The organism is Streptomyces sp. CA-179760 (assembly GCF_050937045.1).
Taxonomy (GTDB): domain Bacteria; phylum Actinomycetota; class Actinomycetes; order Streptomycetales; family Streptomycetaceae; genus Streptomyces.
In genome coordinates this window covers 7,467,301-7,483,230 of sequence record NZ_JBNJLZ010000001.1, presented here as the reverse complement: position 1 = coordinate 7,483,230, position 15,930 = coordinate 7,467,301, and the positions used below count along the sequence as shown (strand labels likewise).

Sequence of the window (15,930 nt, the reverse complement as noted above, 5' to 3'; positions counted from 1 at the left end):
GACCGTGTCACATACAAACAACATATGCTCTGGGTTCTTTTCCTGTTGGCGGCCTGGGCCGTGGCGGGCACGGCGTGCACACGGCTGTGCCTGGCCGCCGTGCGCGCCGCGGCCGGCGGCACGGACACCGGCCAGGTCCATGAACTCACCCTGTACGAGGCCGCGTTCCTCTCCGGAGGGCCCCGGCGGGTCGCCGACGTCACCCTCGTCGCCATGGCGCGTCAGCGGCGCCTGCTGCTGGCCCACACCGGCTGGGCGACCGTCGTCGATCCGCGCGGGCGGGACGCGATGGAGCGGTCGGTGATAGGGGCCATCGGCCCCGAGGGGCAGTCCCGGATCGCCCCGGTGCGGGCCACCGCCGCGACGGCGGACGCGGTGCGAGGGATCGCCGACGGGCTGGTGCGCGCCGGCCTGGCGGTACCCGACAGCGCCCGGACGACGGTCGCGGCGGGGGTCCGGCAGGTGCGCGCATCGGCGGTCGCCGTGCTCGGTCTCGGCGTCGCCGCGCTGCTGGCGCCCGCCCCGCCGGACATGCCGCGCCACCTGATCGCCCTGTGGTTCGCGCTGCCGCTCACCCTGACCCTGAGCTGCCTCGCCGTCGCGCGCGTGGAGATCCACCCGTACTCGCGCTGGGCCTCCCCGGCGGGCCAGCGGCTGCTCGGCGCACTGGCCCGGAACGTGGACGGCACCGCCGACGACCGTACGTACCTCACCTCCGTGGCCGTACGCGGAGTCAGTGCGATCGGCGAGCCGGATCTGCGCGCCGCCTTCGCGCACCGCGAGGCACACGACTGACGGGCCGGGGGCGCACAGAAGTATTGGGGCCGACACCGGCGGACGGTGCTTGCCTTCCTCAATCGCCGCACCAAACATCCCTTTTGTCGCCACCGTGCACCGAAGGGATACCCGATGAGAGCCGCCCTCCTCTACTCGGCAGCGGGGTCCTTGCTGTTGAGTGCCCTGACCGCGACTCCGGACATCGAGGGCCGGTCCGCCGCGCCCGAAACGCACGGCACCGCGGTGGCCGCCGCGCGCGCGAAGGCGGCCGGTGTCCGGTTCGGCCCGTGCGCCGACGCGCAGGACCTGCCGGGCGGCATGCGGTGCGGCACGGTGACCGTCCCGCTGGACTACGCCCGGCCGGACGGCAAGCAGATCCGACTCGCCGTCAGCCGGGCCCGGGCCACGCAGAAGGACCCGAACAACAGCAAGCGCAAGGTCCGCCGGCAGGGTGCCCTGGTCTACAACCCCGGCGGGCCCGGGGCCACCGGCCTGTACTTCCCGGTCGTCGGGCTGCTCCCCGAGTGGAAGCGGATCGCGGCCGCCTACGACCTCGTCGGCTACGCCCCGCGCGGCGTCGGCCGTTCCGCGCCGCTGTCCTGCCAGGACCCCGAGCGGTTCTTCATGGCGCCCACCCAGGCGCAGACGTACCCCTCGCCGGCGTTCAAGAGGGAACGCGTCGCGCAGGCGAAGGCGTACGCGCGCGGCTGCGCCGAGCGGGCCGGCAGCGCACTGCGGCACTACCACTCGCTGAACAACGCCCGCGACCTGGACGTGCTGCGCGCCGCGCTCGGCGAGACGCGGCTGACGTTCCTGGGCTCGTCGTACGGCACCTACTTCGGGGCCGTGTACGCGACGCTGTTCCCCGCGCATGTACGGCGAATGGTGTTCGACTCGGTGGTCGATCCGGACCCGGCGGAGATCTGGTACCGCAACAACCTCGCCCAGTCGGCGGCGTTCGAGCGCCGCTGGCGGGACTTCCGGAGGTGGACCGCCCGGCACGACGGCGTGTACGGGCTGGGCGGGACCGCGCGGGAGGTACAGCGCCGCTACGCGCGGGCGAGCGCACGGCTGGCCGCCGAGCCGGCGGGCGGGAAGGTGGGGCCGGGGCAGTTGCAGGAGGCGTTCCTGCAGGCCGGGTACTACGACGACCAGTGGCCGCTCCTCGCGCACGCGCTGTCGGCGTACCTCAAGGGCGATCCCAAGCCGCTGGTCGAGCAGGCGAGCCGGTACCCGGAGGCGGCCGCCGAGGCGGAGAACACCCACGCGGTGTACCTGGCCGTCGAGTGCAACGACGCCCCGTGGCCGACGGACTGGCGGGTGTGGGACCGGGACAACACGCGGCTCGCGCGGGTGGCGCCGTTCGAGACCTGGGACAACGTGTGGACGAACCTGCCGTGCGCCTACTGGCGGGGGCCGCGGCAGCGGCCGCTCGACGTCGGCACCGCGCCGGGCGAGCTGCCGCCGACGCTGATCCTGGCCGCCGAGCGGGACGCCGCCACGCCGTACGACGGGGCCCTGGAACTCCGCCGCCGTCTCGCGGGCTCGGTCCTGGTGACGGAGCGGGACGCGGGCGCGCACGGCCTGGCGGGCGGTCCGAACGCCTGCGTCAACGGCTACCTGGAGGCGTATCTGCTGGAGGGCCGGCTGCCGGGGCGGCGCGCGGAATGCGCACCGCACGCCGAGCCCGAGCCGCGGTCGACGGCCCCGGAGAAGCCCGGGGCCGAGCGACGGCTGCGCTGATCAGGCCAGACCGGCGACCAGTTCGGCGACGTCCTTGCGGCGGCCCGTGAAGAACGGGACCTCCTCGCGGACGTGCATACGGGCCTCGGAGGCGCGCAGGTGACGCATGAGGTCGACGATGCGGTACAGCTCGTCGGCCTCGAAGGCGAGGAGCCACTCGTAGTCGCCGAGGGAGAAGGAGGCGACGGTGTTGGCGCGCACGTCCGGGTAGCCGCGGGCCATCTTGCCGTGGTCGGCGAGCATGCGGCGGCGGTCCTCGTCGGGCAGCAGGTACCAGTCGTAGGAGCGCACGAAGGGGTAGACGCTCACATAGTCGCGGGGCGTCTCGTCGGCGAGGAACGCCGGGATGTGCGCGCGGTTGAACTCGGCGGGGCGGTGCAGCGCCATGTTCGACCACACCGGTGTGAGCGCCCGGCCCAGCTTCGTGCGGCGGAAGAGGTTGTACGCCTCCTGCAGCGCGTCGCTGGTCTCCGCGTGCCACCAGATCATGAGGTCGGCGTCGGCGCGCAGGCCCGAGACGTCGTAGGTGCCGCGGATCGTCACGTCCTTCGCGGCGAGCTGGTCGAACAGCTCCTGGACCTCGTCGGCGTACCCGGCGCGGTCCTCGGGGAGCACGTCCTTCAGCTGGAAGACGGACCAGAGCGTGTAGCGGATGACCTCGTTGAGGTCCTTGGCCAGCTTGCCCTTGTTCGGGATCCTGCCGGTCTCGGGGGTGGAGGCGTTGTTGCTCATGCCCTCATTCTCCTGCTCCGCCGTGCAGGCTCTGCACCGGGTGGGCGGTGAGCTCCTCCACACCCCGCAGGTCACCCTGGATCTGATCGACGGCGGCATACGCGCTCGCGATGCAGGCCGGGATGCCGACGCCGTCGTACGGGGCGCCGCAGACGGCGAGCCCGGGCAGTCGGGCGATGTGCTCACGGACGCGGGCCACGCGCGCGTGGTGTCCGACGGGGTACTGGGGCAGGCCGTCGTCCCAGCGGGTGACACGGGTGGCGACGGGGGTGGCGTCCAGGCCTGTCGCCGCCTTCAGGTCGTGCCGGGAGACCTCCACGAGCCCGGTGTCGTCGCGCTGAAGGATCTCCGTCTCGCCGTACCGCCCGACGGAGGTGCGCAGGACGAGCAGGTCGGGGTTCTCGTCGGCGATCCAGCCCCACTTCCGCGAGGCGAAGGTGGAGGCCTTGATGGTGCGTCCGTCGACCGGCGGCACCAGGAAGCCGCTGCCGTCGGGCAGGTCCGCCTCGGCGCGGCGGTAGGCGAGGGTGACCAGGGCCATGGAGGCGTACTCGACGCCGCCGAGCTCGGCGGCGGCCCCGGGGCTGTCGGTGCGTACGAGGGCGGCGGCGGCCGGAGCGGGGACGGCGACGACCACCGCGTCCGCGTGCCACACCCGCACACCGGAGACGACCCGCCACCCGCCGTCCACCGGGGTGCGGCGCAGCTCCGTCACCGGCGTCCCCGTCAGGATCTCGCCCCCGCGGGCCCGGACCGACTCCGCCACCGCGAGGGGCAGGGTGCCCACACCGCCCTGGAGGCCCATGAACACCGGGCCGGTCTGCTGGGCGGCGGCCGCCTTCGCCTGGATCTCGCGGACCCCCTCCGTGAGCGAGGTGTGGCTCCGGGCGGCCTGGAAGAGCTGGGGGACGGCCGAGCGCATCGAGATGCGGTAGGCGTCGCCCGCGTAGACGCCGCCCAGCAGGGGTTCCACCAGGCGGTCGACGACCTCGCGTCCCAGGCGCTCCGCCACGTACTCCCCGACCGCCACGTCGTCCCCGACCTCGGTGCGGGGCAGCTCGGCGTCGAGCTCGATGCGGGCGAGACCCTCGTCGGACAGCAGGCCGGACAGGGCGGCGGCGGTGCCGGGGACGCCCATCACATGCCCCTTGGGCATCGGGCGCAGTGCGCCCCGGCTCCAGATAGAGGCCGTGGCCGTGGCCGGGGGCCGGAGGCGGTCGGTGAGGCCCACCTCGCGCGCGAGGGCCACCGCCTCGGGGCGGCGGGCCAGCATCGACTCGGCGCCGAGGTCCACGCGCGCGCCCGCGATCTCGCCGGGCAGCAGCTTGCCGCCGACCCGGTCGGAGGCCTCCAGCACCGTCACCCGCGCCCCGCGCTCCAGCAGCCGGTGCGCGGCGGCCAGGCCCGCGATGCCCGCCCCGATGACGATGACCTGTCCCGTGCCCGCACGGGCTTGAACTTCGCGCATGCCTCCAGCCTCTCAGACCCCGCTGACAGTGCCGCCGTGCCCCGGTCTCCCGCACGAGTCCCGCACGAGTCCCGACCGTGACCGCATCGGAACCGTCCAGGACCAAACGTCCGGCGCCGCCCGGGCGTCGAAGAAGCGTCAGCGGAATCGAATCCCGGGGGAAGCCCACATGCGCACACGACGACCCGCACGCCAACCCGCCCCGACTCTGGCCGCTCTCCTGCTGGCCGCGGCCCTCGCCCTCACCGGATGCAGCGGCGCGGGCGACGACTCCGGCGGGAGCACCGCCGCCGACCACGGGGCGGCCGGCTCCAAGGCGGACGACAGGGCCGCCGTGCAGGAGGCCGCCCCCGGCGGCGCCGGAAGCGGAGCCCGGGCGACCGCGCCGCCGAAGCCCACCGCGAGCCACATCATCCGCACCGCCTCGCTGACCGTGCGGGTCAAGGACGTCCCGAAGGCCTTGGAGGAGGCCCGCACCAACGCCGAGAACGCGGGCGGCTACGTCGGCAACGAGACCACCACCCGGGACGGGGACGGCCACGAGCGGACCCGGGTCGTGCTGCGCGTGCCCGTCGAGAAGTACGACGAGGTCCTCGCCGAGCTGGAGGGCGCCGGAAGGCTCCTCGACCGCAGTGCCAAGGCCGAGGACGTCACCGACCAGGTGGTGGATGTGGAGAGCCGGATCAAGTCGCAGCGCGCGAGCGTGGCACGGATCCGCGAGCTGATGGACCAGGCCACCAAGCTCAGTGACGTGGTGACCCTGGAGGGCGAGCTGAGCACACGCCAGGCCGACCTGGAGGCGCTGCTCGCCCGCCAGTCGTCCCTGAAGGACCGCACGAGCCTGGCCACCATCACCCTCTCGCTGTCCGAGACCCCGGTGAAGAAGAAGGAGGCGAAGGACGAGGACCCGGGCTTCGTGGACGCGCTCGCGGGCGGCTGGAACGCGTTCGTGACGATGCTGCGCTGGCTCGCGGTGGCCCTCGGCGCGGTCCTGCCGTTCGCGGCGGTCGCGGCCCTGATCACGCTGCTGTGGCTGCGTGTCGTCCGCCCCCGCCTCCCGCGCCGCCCGCGGCCCGCGCCCGCCACGACCGCGCTGGGCCCGCTGCCGACGGCCCGCCCGGCCCCGGAGTCCGCACAGCCGCGCACGCCCGGCGGACAGGACCGGCAGGACTGAAATCCCCTGCTCCCGTAGCGTGTTCGCATGAGCATGAACCGTACGCGGGGCACCCGGGAGCGACTGGTCGTGATCGGCGGTGACGCCGCGGGGATGTCCGCGGCGTCACAGGCACGCCGTCTGAACAAACCCGACGAGCTGGAGATCGTGGCGTTCGAGCGCGGCAACTTCACGTCGTACTCGGCGTGCGGCATCCCCTACTGGGTGGGCGGCGACGTCCCGGACCGGGACCGGCTCATCGCCCGCACCGCCGAGGAGCACCGCGCGCGGGACATCGATCTGCGGCTGCGCACCGAGGTCACCGAGATCGACGCCGACGGGCAGCGGGTACGCGCGCGTGACGCCGGCTCCGGTGCCGAGTCCTGGACGGCGTACGACAAGCTCGTGATCGCGACCGGCGCCCGGCCGATCCGGCCCGGCCTGCCCGGGGTCGACGCGCCCGGGGTGCACGGGGTGCAGACGCTGGACGACGGCCAGGCGCTGCTCGACACGCTGGCACGCACGCGTGGCCGTCGCGCGGTGGTCGTGGGGGCCGGCTACATCGGTGTGGAGATGGCCGAGGCGCTCATCAACCGCGGCTACGAGGTGACGGTCGTCAACCGCGGCAGCGAGCCCATGTCGACCCTCGACCCCGACATGGGCCGCCTGGTGCACGAGGCCATGGAGGGCCTGGGCATCACGATGGTGAACGACACCGAGGTCACCGAGGTCCTGACGGGTGACGACGGCCGGGTACGCGCGGTGGCCACGAAGGACCGCGAGTTCCCGGCGGACGTCGTCGTGCTCGGCATCGGCGTACGCCCCGAGACGACCCTCGCCCGGGCGGCCGGCCTCCCGCTCGGCACGCACCACGGTCTTCTCACCGACCGCTCGATGCGGGTGCGCGGATACGAGAACATCTGGGCCGGCGGCGACTGCGTCGAGGTCCTCGACCTGGTCTCCGGTCAGCAACGGCACATCCCGCTCGGCACCCACGCCAACAAGCACGGCCAGGTCATCGGCACCAACGCCGGCGGCGGCTACGCCACCTTCCCCGGTGTGGTCGGCACGGCCGTCAGCAAGGTCTGCGACCTGGAGATCGCGCGCACGGGACTGCGTGAGAAGGACGCCCACCGCGTGGGCCTGCGCTTCGAGGCGGTCACCATCGAGTCGACGAGCCGCGCCGGCTACTACCCGAACTCCTCCCCCATGACGGTCAAGATGCTCGCCGAACACCGCACGGGCCGCCTCCTCGGCGTCCAGATCGTGGGCAGGGAAGGCGCGGGCAAACGCGTCGACGTCGCGGCGGTCGCCCTCACCGCGGGCATGACGGCAGAGCAGATGACGACCCTGGACCTCGGCTACGCCCCGCCCTTCTCCCCGTCTGGGACCCGGTACTGGTAGCGGCCCGCAAGGCGGCGGCGAAGACACGCGGTTCCTTGTAAGGGGCCTTTCAGGGGCGCGGGTCAGGGGCGCGGGGAACTGCGCGAACGGCCACGACGGGCCCGCACCCGGCAGCGAACCCGCCCCCCTACGGCGAGACCCTAAGCAGTCCCGGCAGTCCCGTTGATCCGATCGATCGCCTGCCGCGCCTGCTCCGCCGGCGGCCGCGACGGCAACGAGGACACCGACGCCGAAGCAGCCGTCACCGCCGGCGGCTGCTCCCCCGCCGGCTTGGCGTGCGATGCCACGCGGGTCGACCGCAACCGATGGCTCACCGCCTCCTCCAGCGTCACGGGCCGCCGCATCTGGGACGCCAGCCGCCCGGCCTCCTGTCCGAGGCGGGCCACGTCCTCCCAGGGCAGCCGCACCACCAGCGTGAGCTCCGCCTCGCCGTCGGGCAGTGCGTGCATCGCGGGAGTCACTCGGTCGTTCATCGCCTGTTCCTCACGTCGGCCCCGCGACCCGCCTTCCCCGCGCCGCGGGCGGTTGCCGACACATACGCACGTCCCGACGGCAGCGTTCACCGGGCTCACGGAATATCGAGCTCACCGATTCACGGGCAGCAGCAGGACATAGCGAAGCTCCTGCCGGTACGCCGGAAGCAGCACCTGCGAGGTGACGGTGAGGGTCTCCGGACAGACGTGGGGCAGGCGCAGTTCGTAACGGTGGCCGTGCCGGTAGGCGAGAACCTTGGGACTTCGGTGACACATCCGGAGTCCGTGGGGCACGACGCGGCGACCGCGGCCACGGCGACCTCCGCCTTCTGGCTGATGGTGACCGTGGGGCGGCTGCTGGTCGCACCTCTGACGCTGCGCTGGCCGGTTCAGACGATCATGGTGGTCAGTTCCGTCGGCATGGTGGTCTGCCTCCTGCTGGCCCTGATCCCGGCGGCGGCCCCGTACGCATACGCCGGTGTCGGCCTGTTCCACGCGCCGATCTTCCCCACGGGCCTGCCGTGGCTGTCCCGGGCGGTGCCGCGGGCGCGGCGGGCGGGGGCCTATGTGATCGCGGCCTCGATGATCGGCGGGGTCGCGGCCGGGCCGGTGCTGGGCAAGGGCATCGAACTGGCCGGTGTCGACGCCGTGCCGGTGCTGCTGGCCCTGCCGGCGGCCGGCTGCCTGGCGGCCACCTGGTGGCTGATCTGGGCGACCCGGCAGGGCCCGTCGTCCTGAAGAAGACCCGTCAGCGGGCGCTGTGCGTGTGCACGTACTCCACGAGCCGCGTCAGCGCGTCCGGGTCGGTGGACGGCATGACGCCGTGGCCCAGGTTGAAGATGTGGCCCTCCAGGTCCGACGCGCTCTCCAGGACCTCCCGGGTTTTCGCCTCGACGGCCTCCGTCGGGGCGAACAGCACGGTCGGGTCGAGGTTGCCCTGGAGCGCCTTGCCGGGGCCGACGCGGCGGACGGCCTCGTCCAGCGGGACGCGCCAGTCGACGCCGACGACGTCCGCGCCGGCCTCGCCCATGAGGCTCAGCAGCTCGCCCGTGCCGACACCGAAGTGGATGCGCGGGACGCCGTAGCCGGCCACGGCGTCGAAGACCTTCGCCGAGGCGGGCAGCACCGAACGCCGGTAGTCGACGGGGGCCAGGGCACCGGCCCAGGAGTCGAAGAGCTGGACGGCGGAGGCGCCCGCCTCGATCTGCACCTTCAGGAAGGCGGTCGTGATGTCCGCGAGGCGGTCGAGGAGGTCGGCCCAGAGCTCGGGGTCGCCGTACATCATCGCCTTGGCGTTCTCGTACGTGCGGGACGGGCCGCCCTCGACGAGGTAGCTGGCGAGGGTGAACGGGGCGCCGGCGAAGCCGATGAGGGGAGTGGCACCGAGCTCGCGTGTCAGCAGGCCGATGGCCTCGGTGACATAGGAGACGTCCTCGGGGGTCAGGTCGCGGAGCTGCGCGAGATCGGCGCGGGTGCGGATCGGGCGCTCGACGACCGGGCCGACGCCGGGCTTGATGTCGAGGTCGACGCCGATGGCCTTGAGGGGGACGACGATGTCGCTGAAGTAGATCGCCGCGTCCACGTCGTGCCGGCGGACCGGCTGGAGCGTGATCTCGGTGACCAGTTCCGGCCGCATGCAGGACTCGAGCATCGGGATGCCCTCGCGGACCTTGCGGTACTCCGGCAGTGAGCGCCCGGCCTGCCGCATGAACCACACCGGCGTGTGCGGCACGGGCTCGCGCCGGCAGGCCTTGAGGAAGGCTGAGTCGTACGTGGCGGACGGCTGCTGGGCCCGGGGGGCGTCGTTGGCACTCACGGGCCAAGTTTCGCACGCCGTCAAGGAGCGCGATTCAGCCCCTGGAGCGGCGCGGGGTGTCTAGCCCGGCACCCGGGGCCCGGTCCCCGTAACCTTCCCGCATGGCTGCGGCTCAGGGACGACTGTCGGACGGCGCTGGCGGAATGGACGAAGCAAAGGACACGGAGAACGACCGGAGGGAGGCGGACACCACCCCGCTGCCCTTCCGGTCCGCTGTCGACGCGCTCAGGACGGCGCGGCTGCGGCCCCAGATCGAGATCGAGCCGACGCGCCCGCCGCAGCGGCTCGCCCCCTACACCTACGCGCTGGAGGCGGCGGTCGTCGACGGCGACCAGGACCTGGCCGACGGACGGCTGGTGCTGCTGCACGACCCGGCGGGACACGAGGCCTGGCAGGGCACGTTCCGGCTGGTGACGCTGGTGCGCGCGGAGCTGGAGCCGGAGATGGCGGCGGACCCGCTGCTGCCGGAGGTGTGCTGGTCCTGGCTGACCGGCGCGCTCCAGGCGCGCGGGCTGGCGTGCGGGGAGCCGAGCGGCACCGTCACGCGCGCGAGTTCGCACTACTTCGGTGGTCTGTCCGCGCGTCCGGCCGCCTCCCAGATCGAGATCCGCGCGTCGTGGACGCCGCGCGAGGGCCTGGGAGGGGTTCCGGACACGGCCGCGCACCTTTCGGCCTGGTGCGATCTGCTCGCCCAGGTCGCGGGACTGCCGCCGGCCGGCCCGGGCGACGCGTCGGTGGTGACCCTGCCGCAGCGGCGGGGACCGCAGTCCCGCTGACCACAGGCCCGCTGCCCCACCCCTGACCGCCCCGCACTGATCGACCTTGTGCGGGGCGGTCAACCATGTCCGGTCGACGATCACACTCGCATCCCTCTCTTGGCCGAATCACTTTGTCGATACGGCCACTTTCGACCGCGTACCGACGCAGAGTGAAACCGTTCGACCTTCGAATGATCGACCGCGTGTCCGAATTGCACGGATTGTTATCACCGAATCGTGATCATTCTCTAAAGGCGGACGGGTTCGGTGCCGAAGACGACTGTGACCTTGAAAGCACGGTTCGTCCCGGCTTCATCCCCACGAGCCGGCCCCGTCCCGCACCCCAGGAGGCCTGGTGTCCGTTCTCCTCGAGCAGCCCGCAAGCCTGGTCGCCTACCGCCCGAACAAGCCGACCGCCATGGTGGTCGTGGCCGACCCGCGCGTCCGCTCCACCGTCACCCGCCACCTGTGGGCGCTCGGTGTGCGCGATGTCATCGAGGCCTCGTCCATCGCGGAGGCTCGTCCCCGCATCGGCAACCCCCGCGACATCTGCGTCGCCGACGTCCACCTGCCGGACGGCTCCGGCCTCACCCTGCTGTCGGAGACCCGCGCCGCGGGCTGGCCCAACGGCCTCGCCCTCTCCGCCGCCGACGACATCGCCGCCGTGCGCAACGCGCTCGCCGGCGGGGTGAAGGGTTACGTCGTCACCGGCACCCGTACCAACGTCGGGCTCCCCACCCGGCCGGGCGCCGCCCCCATCGGCGCCGCCGCCGCGCGTCTGCACCGCCGCCCCCCGGGTACCCCGAGCCACCCGGGCGGCTACCGCGAACTGTCCGGCCGCGAGGTCGAGGTGCTGCGACTGGTCGCGGAGGGCCAGTCGAACAAGGCGATCGGCGTCTCGATGGGCCTGTCCGCACTGACCGTCAAGAGCCACCTCGCCCGCATCGCCCGCAAGCTCGGCACGGGCGACCGCGCCGGCATGGTGGCGGTGGCACTGCGGACCGGGATCATCCACTGATCCCCTCCGTCATGACCCTTGGTGATCATTCACTCACCTGAACGGGATCGGCCGCCGGTTCCCTTTCACCCCACACGCGGCTCGCGAACCCCGTACTTCCCCGACGTGACTGGTTTGCGACCCTCGAGCGCCCGCCGACGGAACGTTCCGTCGGCGGGCGCTGTCCATACATGGATACCCTTGACATGTGACCGACGCCCACGACACCGCAGCAGACAGCTCACTGCGAACCACCGGAGGCGCCCCTCCGGACGACGGCGGATCTTCTGCTACGGAGGCGCCGACCCCCTTGCTGGAGCCACGCGAGGGCATTCCGCCCGTGATCGCGGACGAGACCGCCCTGGCCCGGATGATCGCCGCCTTCGAGGCGGGCACCGGCCCCGTCGCCGTCGACGCCGAGCGGGCGTCCGGCTACCGCTACGGCCAGCGCGCCTACCTGGTGCAGCTGCGCCGCGAGGGCGCCGGCTCGGCTCTGATCGACCCCGTGGCCTGCCCCGACCTGTCCGCGCTGGGCGAGGCCCTCTCCGGCGTCGAGTGGGTGCTGCACGCCGCCACCCAGGACCTGCCCTGTCTGCGCGAGATAGGCATGGTGCCGACGCGGCTCTTCGACACCGAGCTGGCCGGGCGGCTCGCCGGGTTCCCCCGGGTCGGCCTCGGCGCGATGGTCGAGGGCGTGCTCGGTTTCGTCCTGGAGAAGGGACACTCCGCCGTCGACTGGTCCACCCGGCCACTGCCCGAGCCCTGGCTGCGGTACGCGGCGCTGGACGTCGAGCTGCTCGTCGACCTGCGCGACGCGCTGGAGAAGGAGCTGGACCGGCAGGGCAAGCTGGAGTGGGCCCGCCAGGAGTTCGACGCGATCGCCTCGGCCCCGCCGCCGGAGCCGCGCAAGGACCCGTGGCGTCGTACGTCCGGCATGCACAAGGTGCGCCGGCGGCGGCAGCTGGCCGTCGTACGGGAGCTGTGGCAGACCCGGGACCGGATCGCGCAGCGGCGGGACGTCTCGCCCGGCAAGGTGCTCGGGGACGCGGCCATCGTGGAGGCCGCGCTGGCCCTTCCGGCCGACGTGCAGGCGCTCGCCGCGCTGAACGGTTTCGGACACCGCACGGGCAAGCGGCAGCTGGAGCAGTGGCAGGCGGCCGTGGACCGGGCGAAGGCGCTGACCGAGGCGCAGTTGCCGCAGCCGGGGCAGCCGGTCACGGGGCCGCCGCCACCGCGGGCCTGGGCCGACAAGGACCCCGTCGCCGCGGCGCGGCTGTCCGCGGCCCGGGCGGGTGTTTCGGCGCTGGCCGAGCAGATCAATATGCCGCAGGAGAATCTGATCACGCCGGATACAGTGCGGCGGGTCTGCTGGGAGCCGCCGGGCGTGGTGGACGCGGAGTCTGTGAGCGCCGCCCTTGAGGGGTACGGGGCTCGGGCCTGGCAGGTGGAGTTGGTGACTCCGGTGCTGGTGGAGGCGCTGTCCGTGAGGGAGGCCTAGCCGCCGTAGGGCTTCGCGTCGTACGGCGGCTGCGGGCCTGTTGTGGTTGTTCGCGCAGTTCCCCGCGCCCCTAAGGGATCCGGGCGGCTACTTCGTGGCGCCTCGCGTGAAGCCGTTGTAAATGAACCTCTGAAGCGACAGGAAGACGATCAGCGTCGGCGCGATGACCAGGATCGCGCCTGCCGAGATGGTCTCCCAGTGGGCGCCGAAGGGGCCCTTGAAGCGGAACAGGGACGTCGAGATCACGCCAAGATCTTCGGAGGGCATGTAGAGGAAGGGGATGTAGAAGTCGTTGTAGACGTTGATCCCCTTCACGATCACGACCGTCGCGATCGCCGGTTTCAGGAGCGGGAAGATGATCTTCCGGTAGACCGTGAAGGCGTTGGCGCCGTCCAGCCGGGCCGACTCGTCGAGCGAGACCGGGATCGATCGCACGAACTGCAGGAAGATGTAGATCGAGACGATGTCCGTGCCCATGTAGAGCGCGATCGGCGCCCAGAGACTGTCGAACATGCCGACGCTGTTGACGATCTGGAAGGTGGCCACCTGGGTGGTCACCCCCGGGACCAGCGCGGCGACCAGGAACAGGGCCAGGACCAGCTTCCGGAAGCGGAACCGGAAGCGGTCGATGGCGTAGGCCGTCATCGAGCCGATCAGGACCGTGCCCCGATGGCGACCACCAGGATGACCGCCGTGTTGGCGAACGCCGAGAGCATCCTGCCGTCCTGGAACGCCGTCACGTAGTTGGAGAAGTTGAGCGGGTCGTCGGGCAGCGTGAGGGCGCCACTGTCGTCCGCCATCTCCCCTGAGGTCTTCAGCGAGGTCAGGAAGACCACCGCCAGCGGCAGCAACACGATCAGTGTCGCGAGGACCAGGGACAGATACACGAGGGCCCGGGCCACCCTACGGCGCGTCATACGAGGTCCACCTTGTCGTCCGGGACGAGGCGCCGCTGCACCCAGGTCACCGCCAGGATGATCAGCAGCAGCACGACGGCCGCCGCCGAGGCGAGGCCCGTCTTGTTGAACTGGAAGGCCAGCTTCACGGTCTGGATCACGAAGGTCTCGGTGCCGGTCGCGCCGCCGGTCATGATGTACGGGATCTCGAAGACGGACAGCGACCCGGAGACGGACAGGATCACCGAGAGGCTCAGCACGGGCCGGATGCCGGGCGCGATGATGTGGCGGAACTGCTGCCAGCGGTTCGCCCCGTCGATCTCGGCCGCCTCGTACAGCTCCCCCGGGATGGACTGGATCGCCCCGAGGAAGAGCACGAAGTTCAGGCCCAGGTAGCGCCAGACGGAGACTCCGGCGAGGGAGACGTTCGCGGAGGCCGGATCGCCGAGCCAGGCGCGGTCGCCGGAGTAGCCGAAGAGGCTCAGGATCGAGTCGAGCGTGCCGCCGTCCTGGAAGAAGTACAGGAAGACGAAGCCGATGGCGACGCCGTTGATCAGGTACGGGAAGAAGAGCACGCCCTTGAAGAAGTTCCGGAAACGGACGTTGAAGCTCAGCACGGTGGCGAAGTAGAGCGCGGCGGCGATCTGCACCACGGACGCGGCGAGGTAGTACCCGCTGACGAAGAACACCTCGAACAGCTCGGAGCGGGTGAAGAGTTCGGCGTAGTTCTCGGCGCCCGTGTAGCGCAGCTCGGGGCTGACGCCGTCCCAGTCGGTGAAGCTGTACGCGACCATGTTGACGATCGGCGCGTAGGTGAACGTGATCAGCAGGACGAGCGGGGCGAGGAGGAACAGCCAGGGCGTCACCCCCCGCCACCGCCGGGTGGGCCGGGCCATCAGGACCCCAGGTTCCGCTGGGCCTCGGTCCACTTGTCGCCGAGTCCGGCCAGGAAGTCGTCCAGGCCGCCCTTGCGCGCACCGCGGGCGAGATCGACGAGGTCCTGGCGGTAGTCGGGCTTGTAGATGCCGACCTCGGACTGGTTGTCGATGGACTTGACCTCGGCGCCCTTGGTGTCGTCGAGGTCGAGGAGCTTCACGCCCGCCTCCTCGTACGGCTTCAGGACGTCGGGCAGCGGGGCGTCCTTGAGGGGTGAGAGGGCGAGGTTGGCGCCCGCGTAGCCGGACTTGTCGGTGAACCAGTCGATCCAGGCGCGGGCGGCGGCCTTGTGGTCGGAGTTGACGTTGACGGCCTGCTGGTAGTCGGGGGACGTCACCGCGCAGAAGGTGCCGTCCTTCTGGGCGGGGAAGGGCATGAAGCCGATGTCGGCCGGGTCGGTGCCCGCCTGCTTCGCCGCGTCCCGCATCTGCACGACCGCCCAGGAGCCGAGCCACATCGTGGCGATCTCCCCCTTGGCCAGCCTGGGCTTGGACGCCTCCCAGTTGGTGGTCGTCGGGTCCTTCTCGATCAGATCCGACTTCACGATGTCGTGGAGCAGCGTGTCACCGACCCGCAGATCGGCGCCGTCGGCCCACGGGTCGCCCTCGGCGAGACGCGTGGTGGCCCCGGCGTCGCAGCCGACCGAGCCGTTGACGTTCGTCCACTGGGTCAGCGGCCACATGTCCTTGAAGTTGGTGTAGTACGGGACCGCCTCGGACTCGGCCTTGATCGCCTTGAGGTCGTCGAGGAACTCGGCCGGGGTCGTGGGCCAGTCGGTGATGCCGGCCGCGCTCCACACCTTCTTGTTGTAGACGAAGCCGGGGACCACGCCGATCGGGCTCTGCCCGTAGACCTTGCCCTTGACCGTGGAGTAGTCGGTGAAGCGGTACTTCTTGCTCCGCTCGGACCGGGTGCCCAGCGAGGCGAAGAACTTCGGGTAGTCCTTCTTCTCGATCACGGCCGGGATCATCAGGACGTCGCCGTAGTTCTCCGTGTTCATCCGGATCTTGACCTCGCCCTCGTAGTCGGTGAGGCCCTCGAACTCGACCTTCACCTTGGGATGGGTCTTGTTGAACTCGGCGGCGTACTTCTTCATCGTCCCGTCCTGCACGAGGTCGGTCCGGTGGGTGAGGACGGTGATGGTCCCGGTCACCTTGGCGGGATCGTCGGGCGCCTCGGCATCGGCGCCCTTGGACGTGCCTCCGGGACCGGTGCAGCCCGAGGCGAGCAGGGCCGCTCCCACGGCGAGGGCGAGGACGGTACGGCGGTTCATGTGCAT

At 71.8% G+C, this 15,930-nt stretch carries 13 protein-coding genes and 3 pseudogenes; 8 read left to right on the top strand and 8 right to left on the bottom strand.

Annotated elements, in window-relative coordinates; translation table 11 throughout:
* The first annotated feature begins 24 nt into the window (after positions 1 to 24).
* Both ACQEV8_RS34050 and ACQEV8_RS34045 read left to right on the top strand, forming a co-directional pair.
* The gene (locus tag ACQEV8_RS34050; RefSeq protein ID WP_432967992.1) at positions 25 to 795 is read left to right on the top strand and encodes a TIGR04222 domain-containing membrane protein; all 771 of its coding nucleotides are present in this window, start codon (positions 25 to 27) and stop codon (positions 793 to 795) included.
* A gap of 114 nt (positions 796 to 909) precedes the next feature.
* Positions 910 to 2,520 (top strand): alpha/beta hydrolase, encoded by a 1,611-nt coding sequence (locus ACQEV8_RS34045; protein ID WP_432967989.1) that lies wholly within the window; start codon positions 910 to 912, stop codon positions 2,518 to 2,520.
* On the opposite strand, the gene hemQ is transcribed toward ACQEV8_RS34045, so the two are convergent.
* Positions 2,521 to 3,252, bottom strand: a complete 732-nt coding sequence (hemQ, locus tag ACQEV8_RS34040; RefSeq protein WP_432967986.1) for a hydrogen peroxide-dependent heme synthase — start codon at positions 3,250 to 3,252, stop codon at positions 2,521 to 2,523. It lies immediately after the preceding gene.
* Between the two features lie 4 nt (positions 3,253 to 3,256).
* On the bottom strand, positions 3,257 to 4,720 hold the full coding sequence (gene hemG / locus ACQEV8_RS34035; protein WP_432967983.1) for a protoporphyrinogen oxidase: 1,464 nt from the start codon (positions 4,718 to 4,720) through the stop codon (positions 3,257 to 3,259).
* 169 nt (positions 4,721 to 4,889) lie between these two features.
* On the opposite strand from hemG, the gene ACQEV8_RS34030 reads away from it, so the two are divergent.
* Together ACQEV8_RS34030 and ACQEV8_RS34025 are read left to right on the top strand one after the other, a co-directional pair.
* Positions 4,890 to 5,894, top strand: a complete 1,005-nt coding sequence (locus ACQEV8_RS34030) for a DUF4349 domain-containing protein (protein WP_432967980.1) — start codon at positions 4,890 to 4,892, stop codon at positions 5,892 to 5,894.
* 27 nt (positions 5,895 to 5,921) lie between these two features.
* Positions 5,922 to 7,318, top strand: a pseudogene (locus tag ACQEV8_RS34025) (FAD-dependent oxidoreductase).
* Between the two features lie 99 nt (positions 7,319 to 7,417).
* On the opposite strand, the gene ACQEV8_RS34020 reads toward ACQEV8_RS34025, so the two are convergent.
* Positions 7,418 to 7,750 carry a hypothetical protein gene (locus tag ACQEV8_RS34020; protein ID WP_189721638.1) on the bottom strand — a complete coding sequence of 111 codons (333 nt, stop codon included), beginning with the start codon at positions 7,748 to 7,750 and terminating at the stop codon, positions 7,418 to 7,420.
* Between the two features lie 111 nt (positions 7,751 to 7,861).
* Positions 7,862 to 8,026: a hypothetical protein gene (locus ACQEV8_RS34015; protein WP_432973451.1), complete on the bottom strand. Its 165-nt coding sequence runs from the start codon at positions 8,024 to 8,026 to the stop codon at positions 7,862 to 7,864.
* Between ACQEV8_RS34015 and ACQEV8_RS34010 the strand changes: the two are divergent.
* Positions 8,009 to 8,488 (top strand): annotated as a pseudogene (locus ACQEV8_RS34010) (MFS transporter); the annotation flags it as partial. The gene ACQEV8_RS34015 and the pseudogene ACQEV8_RS34010 overlap by 18 nt on opposite strands.
* 10 nt (positions 8,489 to 8,498) lie before the next feature.
* Here the strand turns inward: ACQEV8_RS34010 and hemE are convergent.
* Positions 8,499 to 9,566, bottom strand: coding sequence for a uroporphyrinogen decarboxylase (gene hemE / locus ACQEV8_RS34005; RefSeq protein ID WP_432967977.1), 1,068 nt, complete (start codon positions 9,564 to 9,566; stop codon positions 8,499 to 8,501).
* 101 nt (positions 9,567 to 9,667) lie between these two features.
* Between hemE and ACQEV8_RS34000 the strand changes: the two genes are divergently transcribed.
* From ACQEV8_RS34000 to ACQEV8_RS33990, 3 genes are all read left to right on the top strand, one after another.
* On the top strand, positions 9,668 to 10,342 hold the full coding sequence (locus tag ACQEV8_RS34000) for a DUF3000 domain-containing protein (protein ID WP_432967974.1): 675 nt from the start codon (positions 9,668 to 9,670) through the stop codon (positions 10,340 to 10,342).
* A gap of 337 nt (positions 10,343 to 10,679) precedes the next feature.
* A complete protein-coding gene (locus tag ACQEV8_RS33995) occupies positions 10,680 to 11,342 on the top strand; it encodes a LuxR C-terminal-related transcriptional regulator (RefSeq protein ID WP_432967971.1) in 663 nt (220 codons plus the stop codon).
* A gap of 187 nt (positions 11,343 to 11,529) precedes the next feature.
* Complete coding sequence (locus tag ACQEV8_RS33990; protein ID WP_432967968.1) at positions 11,530 to 12,819, top strand: ribonuclease D; 1,290 nt, start codon at positions 11,530 to 11,532, stop codon at positions 12,817 to 12,819.
* A gap of 87 nt (positions 12,820 to 12,906) precedes the next feature.
* Here ACQEV8_RS33990 and ACQEV8_RS33985 read toward each other — a convergent pair.
* From ACQEV8_RS33985 to ACQEV8_RS33975, 3 genes and pseudogenes are all read right to left on the bottom strand, one after another.
* Positions 12,907 to 13,736 (bottom strand): annotated as a pseudogene (locus ACQEV8_RS33985) (carbohydrate ABC transporter permease).
* The gene (locus tag ACQEV8_RS33980; RefSeq protein WP_432967965.1) at positions 13,733 to 14,611 is read right to left on the bottom strand and encodes a carbohydrate ABC transporter permease; all 879 of its coding nucleotides are present in this window, start codon (positions 14,609 to 14,611) and stop codon (positions 13,733 to 13,735) included. Before ACQEV8_RS33980 ends, ACQEV8_RS33985 begins: the two are co-directional and overlap by 4 nt.
* Positions 14,611 to 15,924 (bottom strand): ABC transporter substrate-binding protein, encoded by a 1,314-nt coding sequence (locus tag ACQEV8_RS33975; RefSeq protein WP_432967962.1) that lies wholly within the window; start codon positions 15,922 to 15,924, stop codon positions 14,611 to 14,613. The genes ACQEV8_RS33980 and ACQEV8_RS33975 overlap by 1 nt, the downstream gene beginning before the upstream one ends.
* Positions 15,925 to 15,930: the final 6 nt, after the last annotated feature.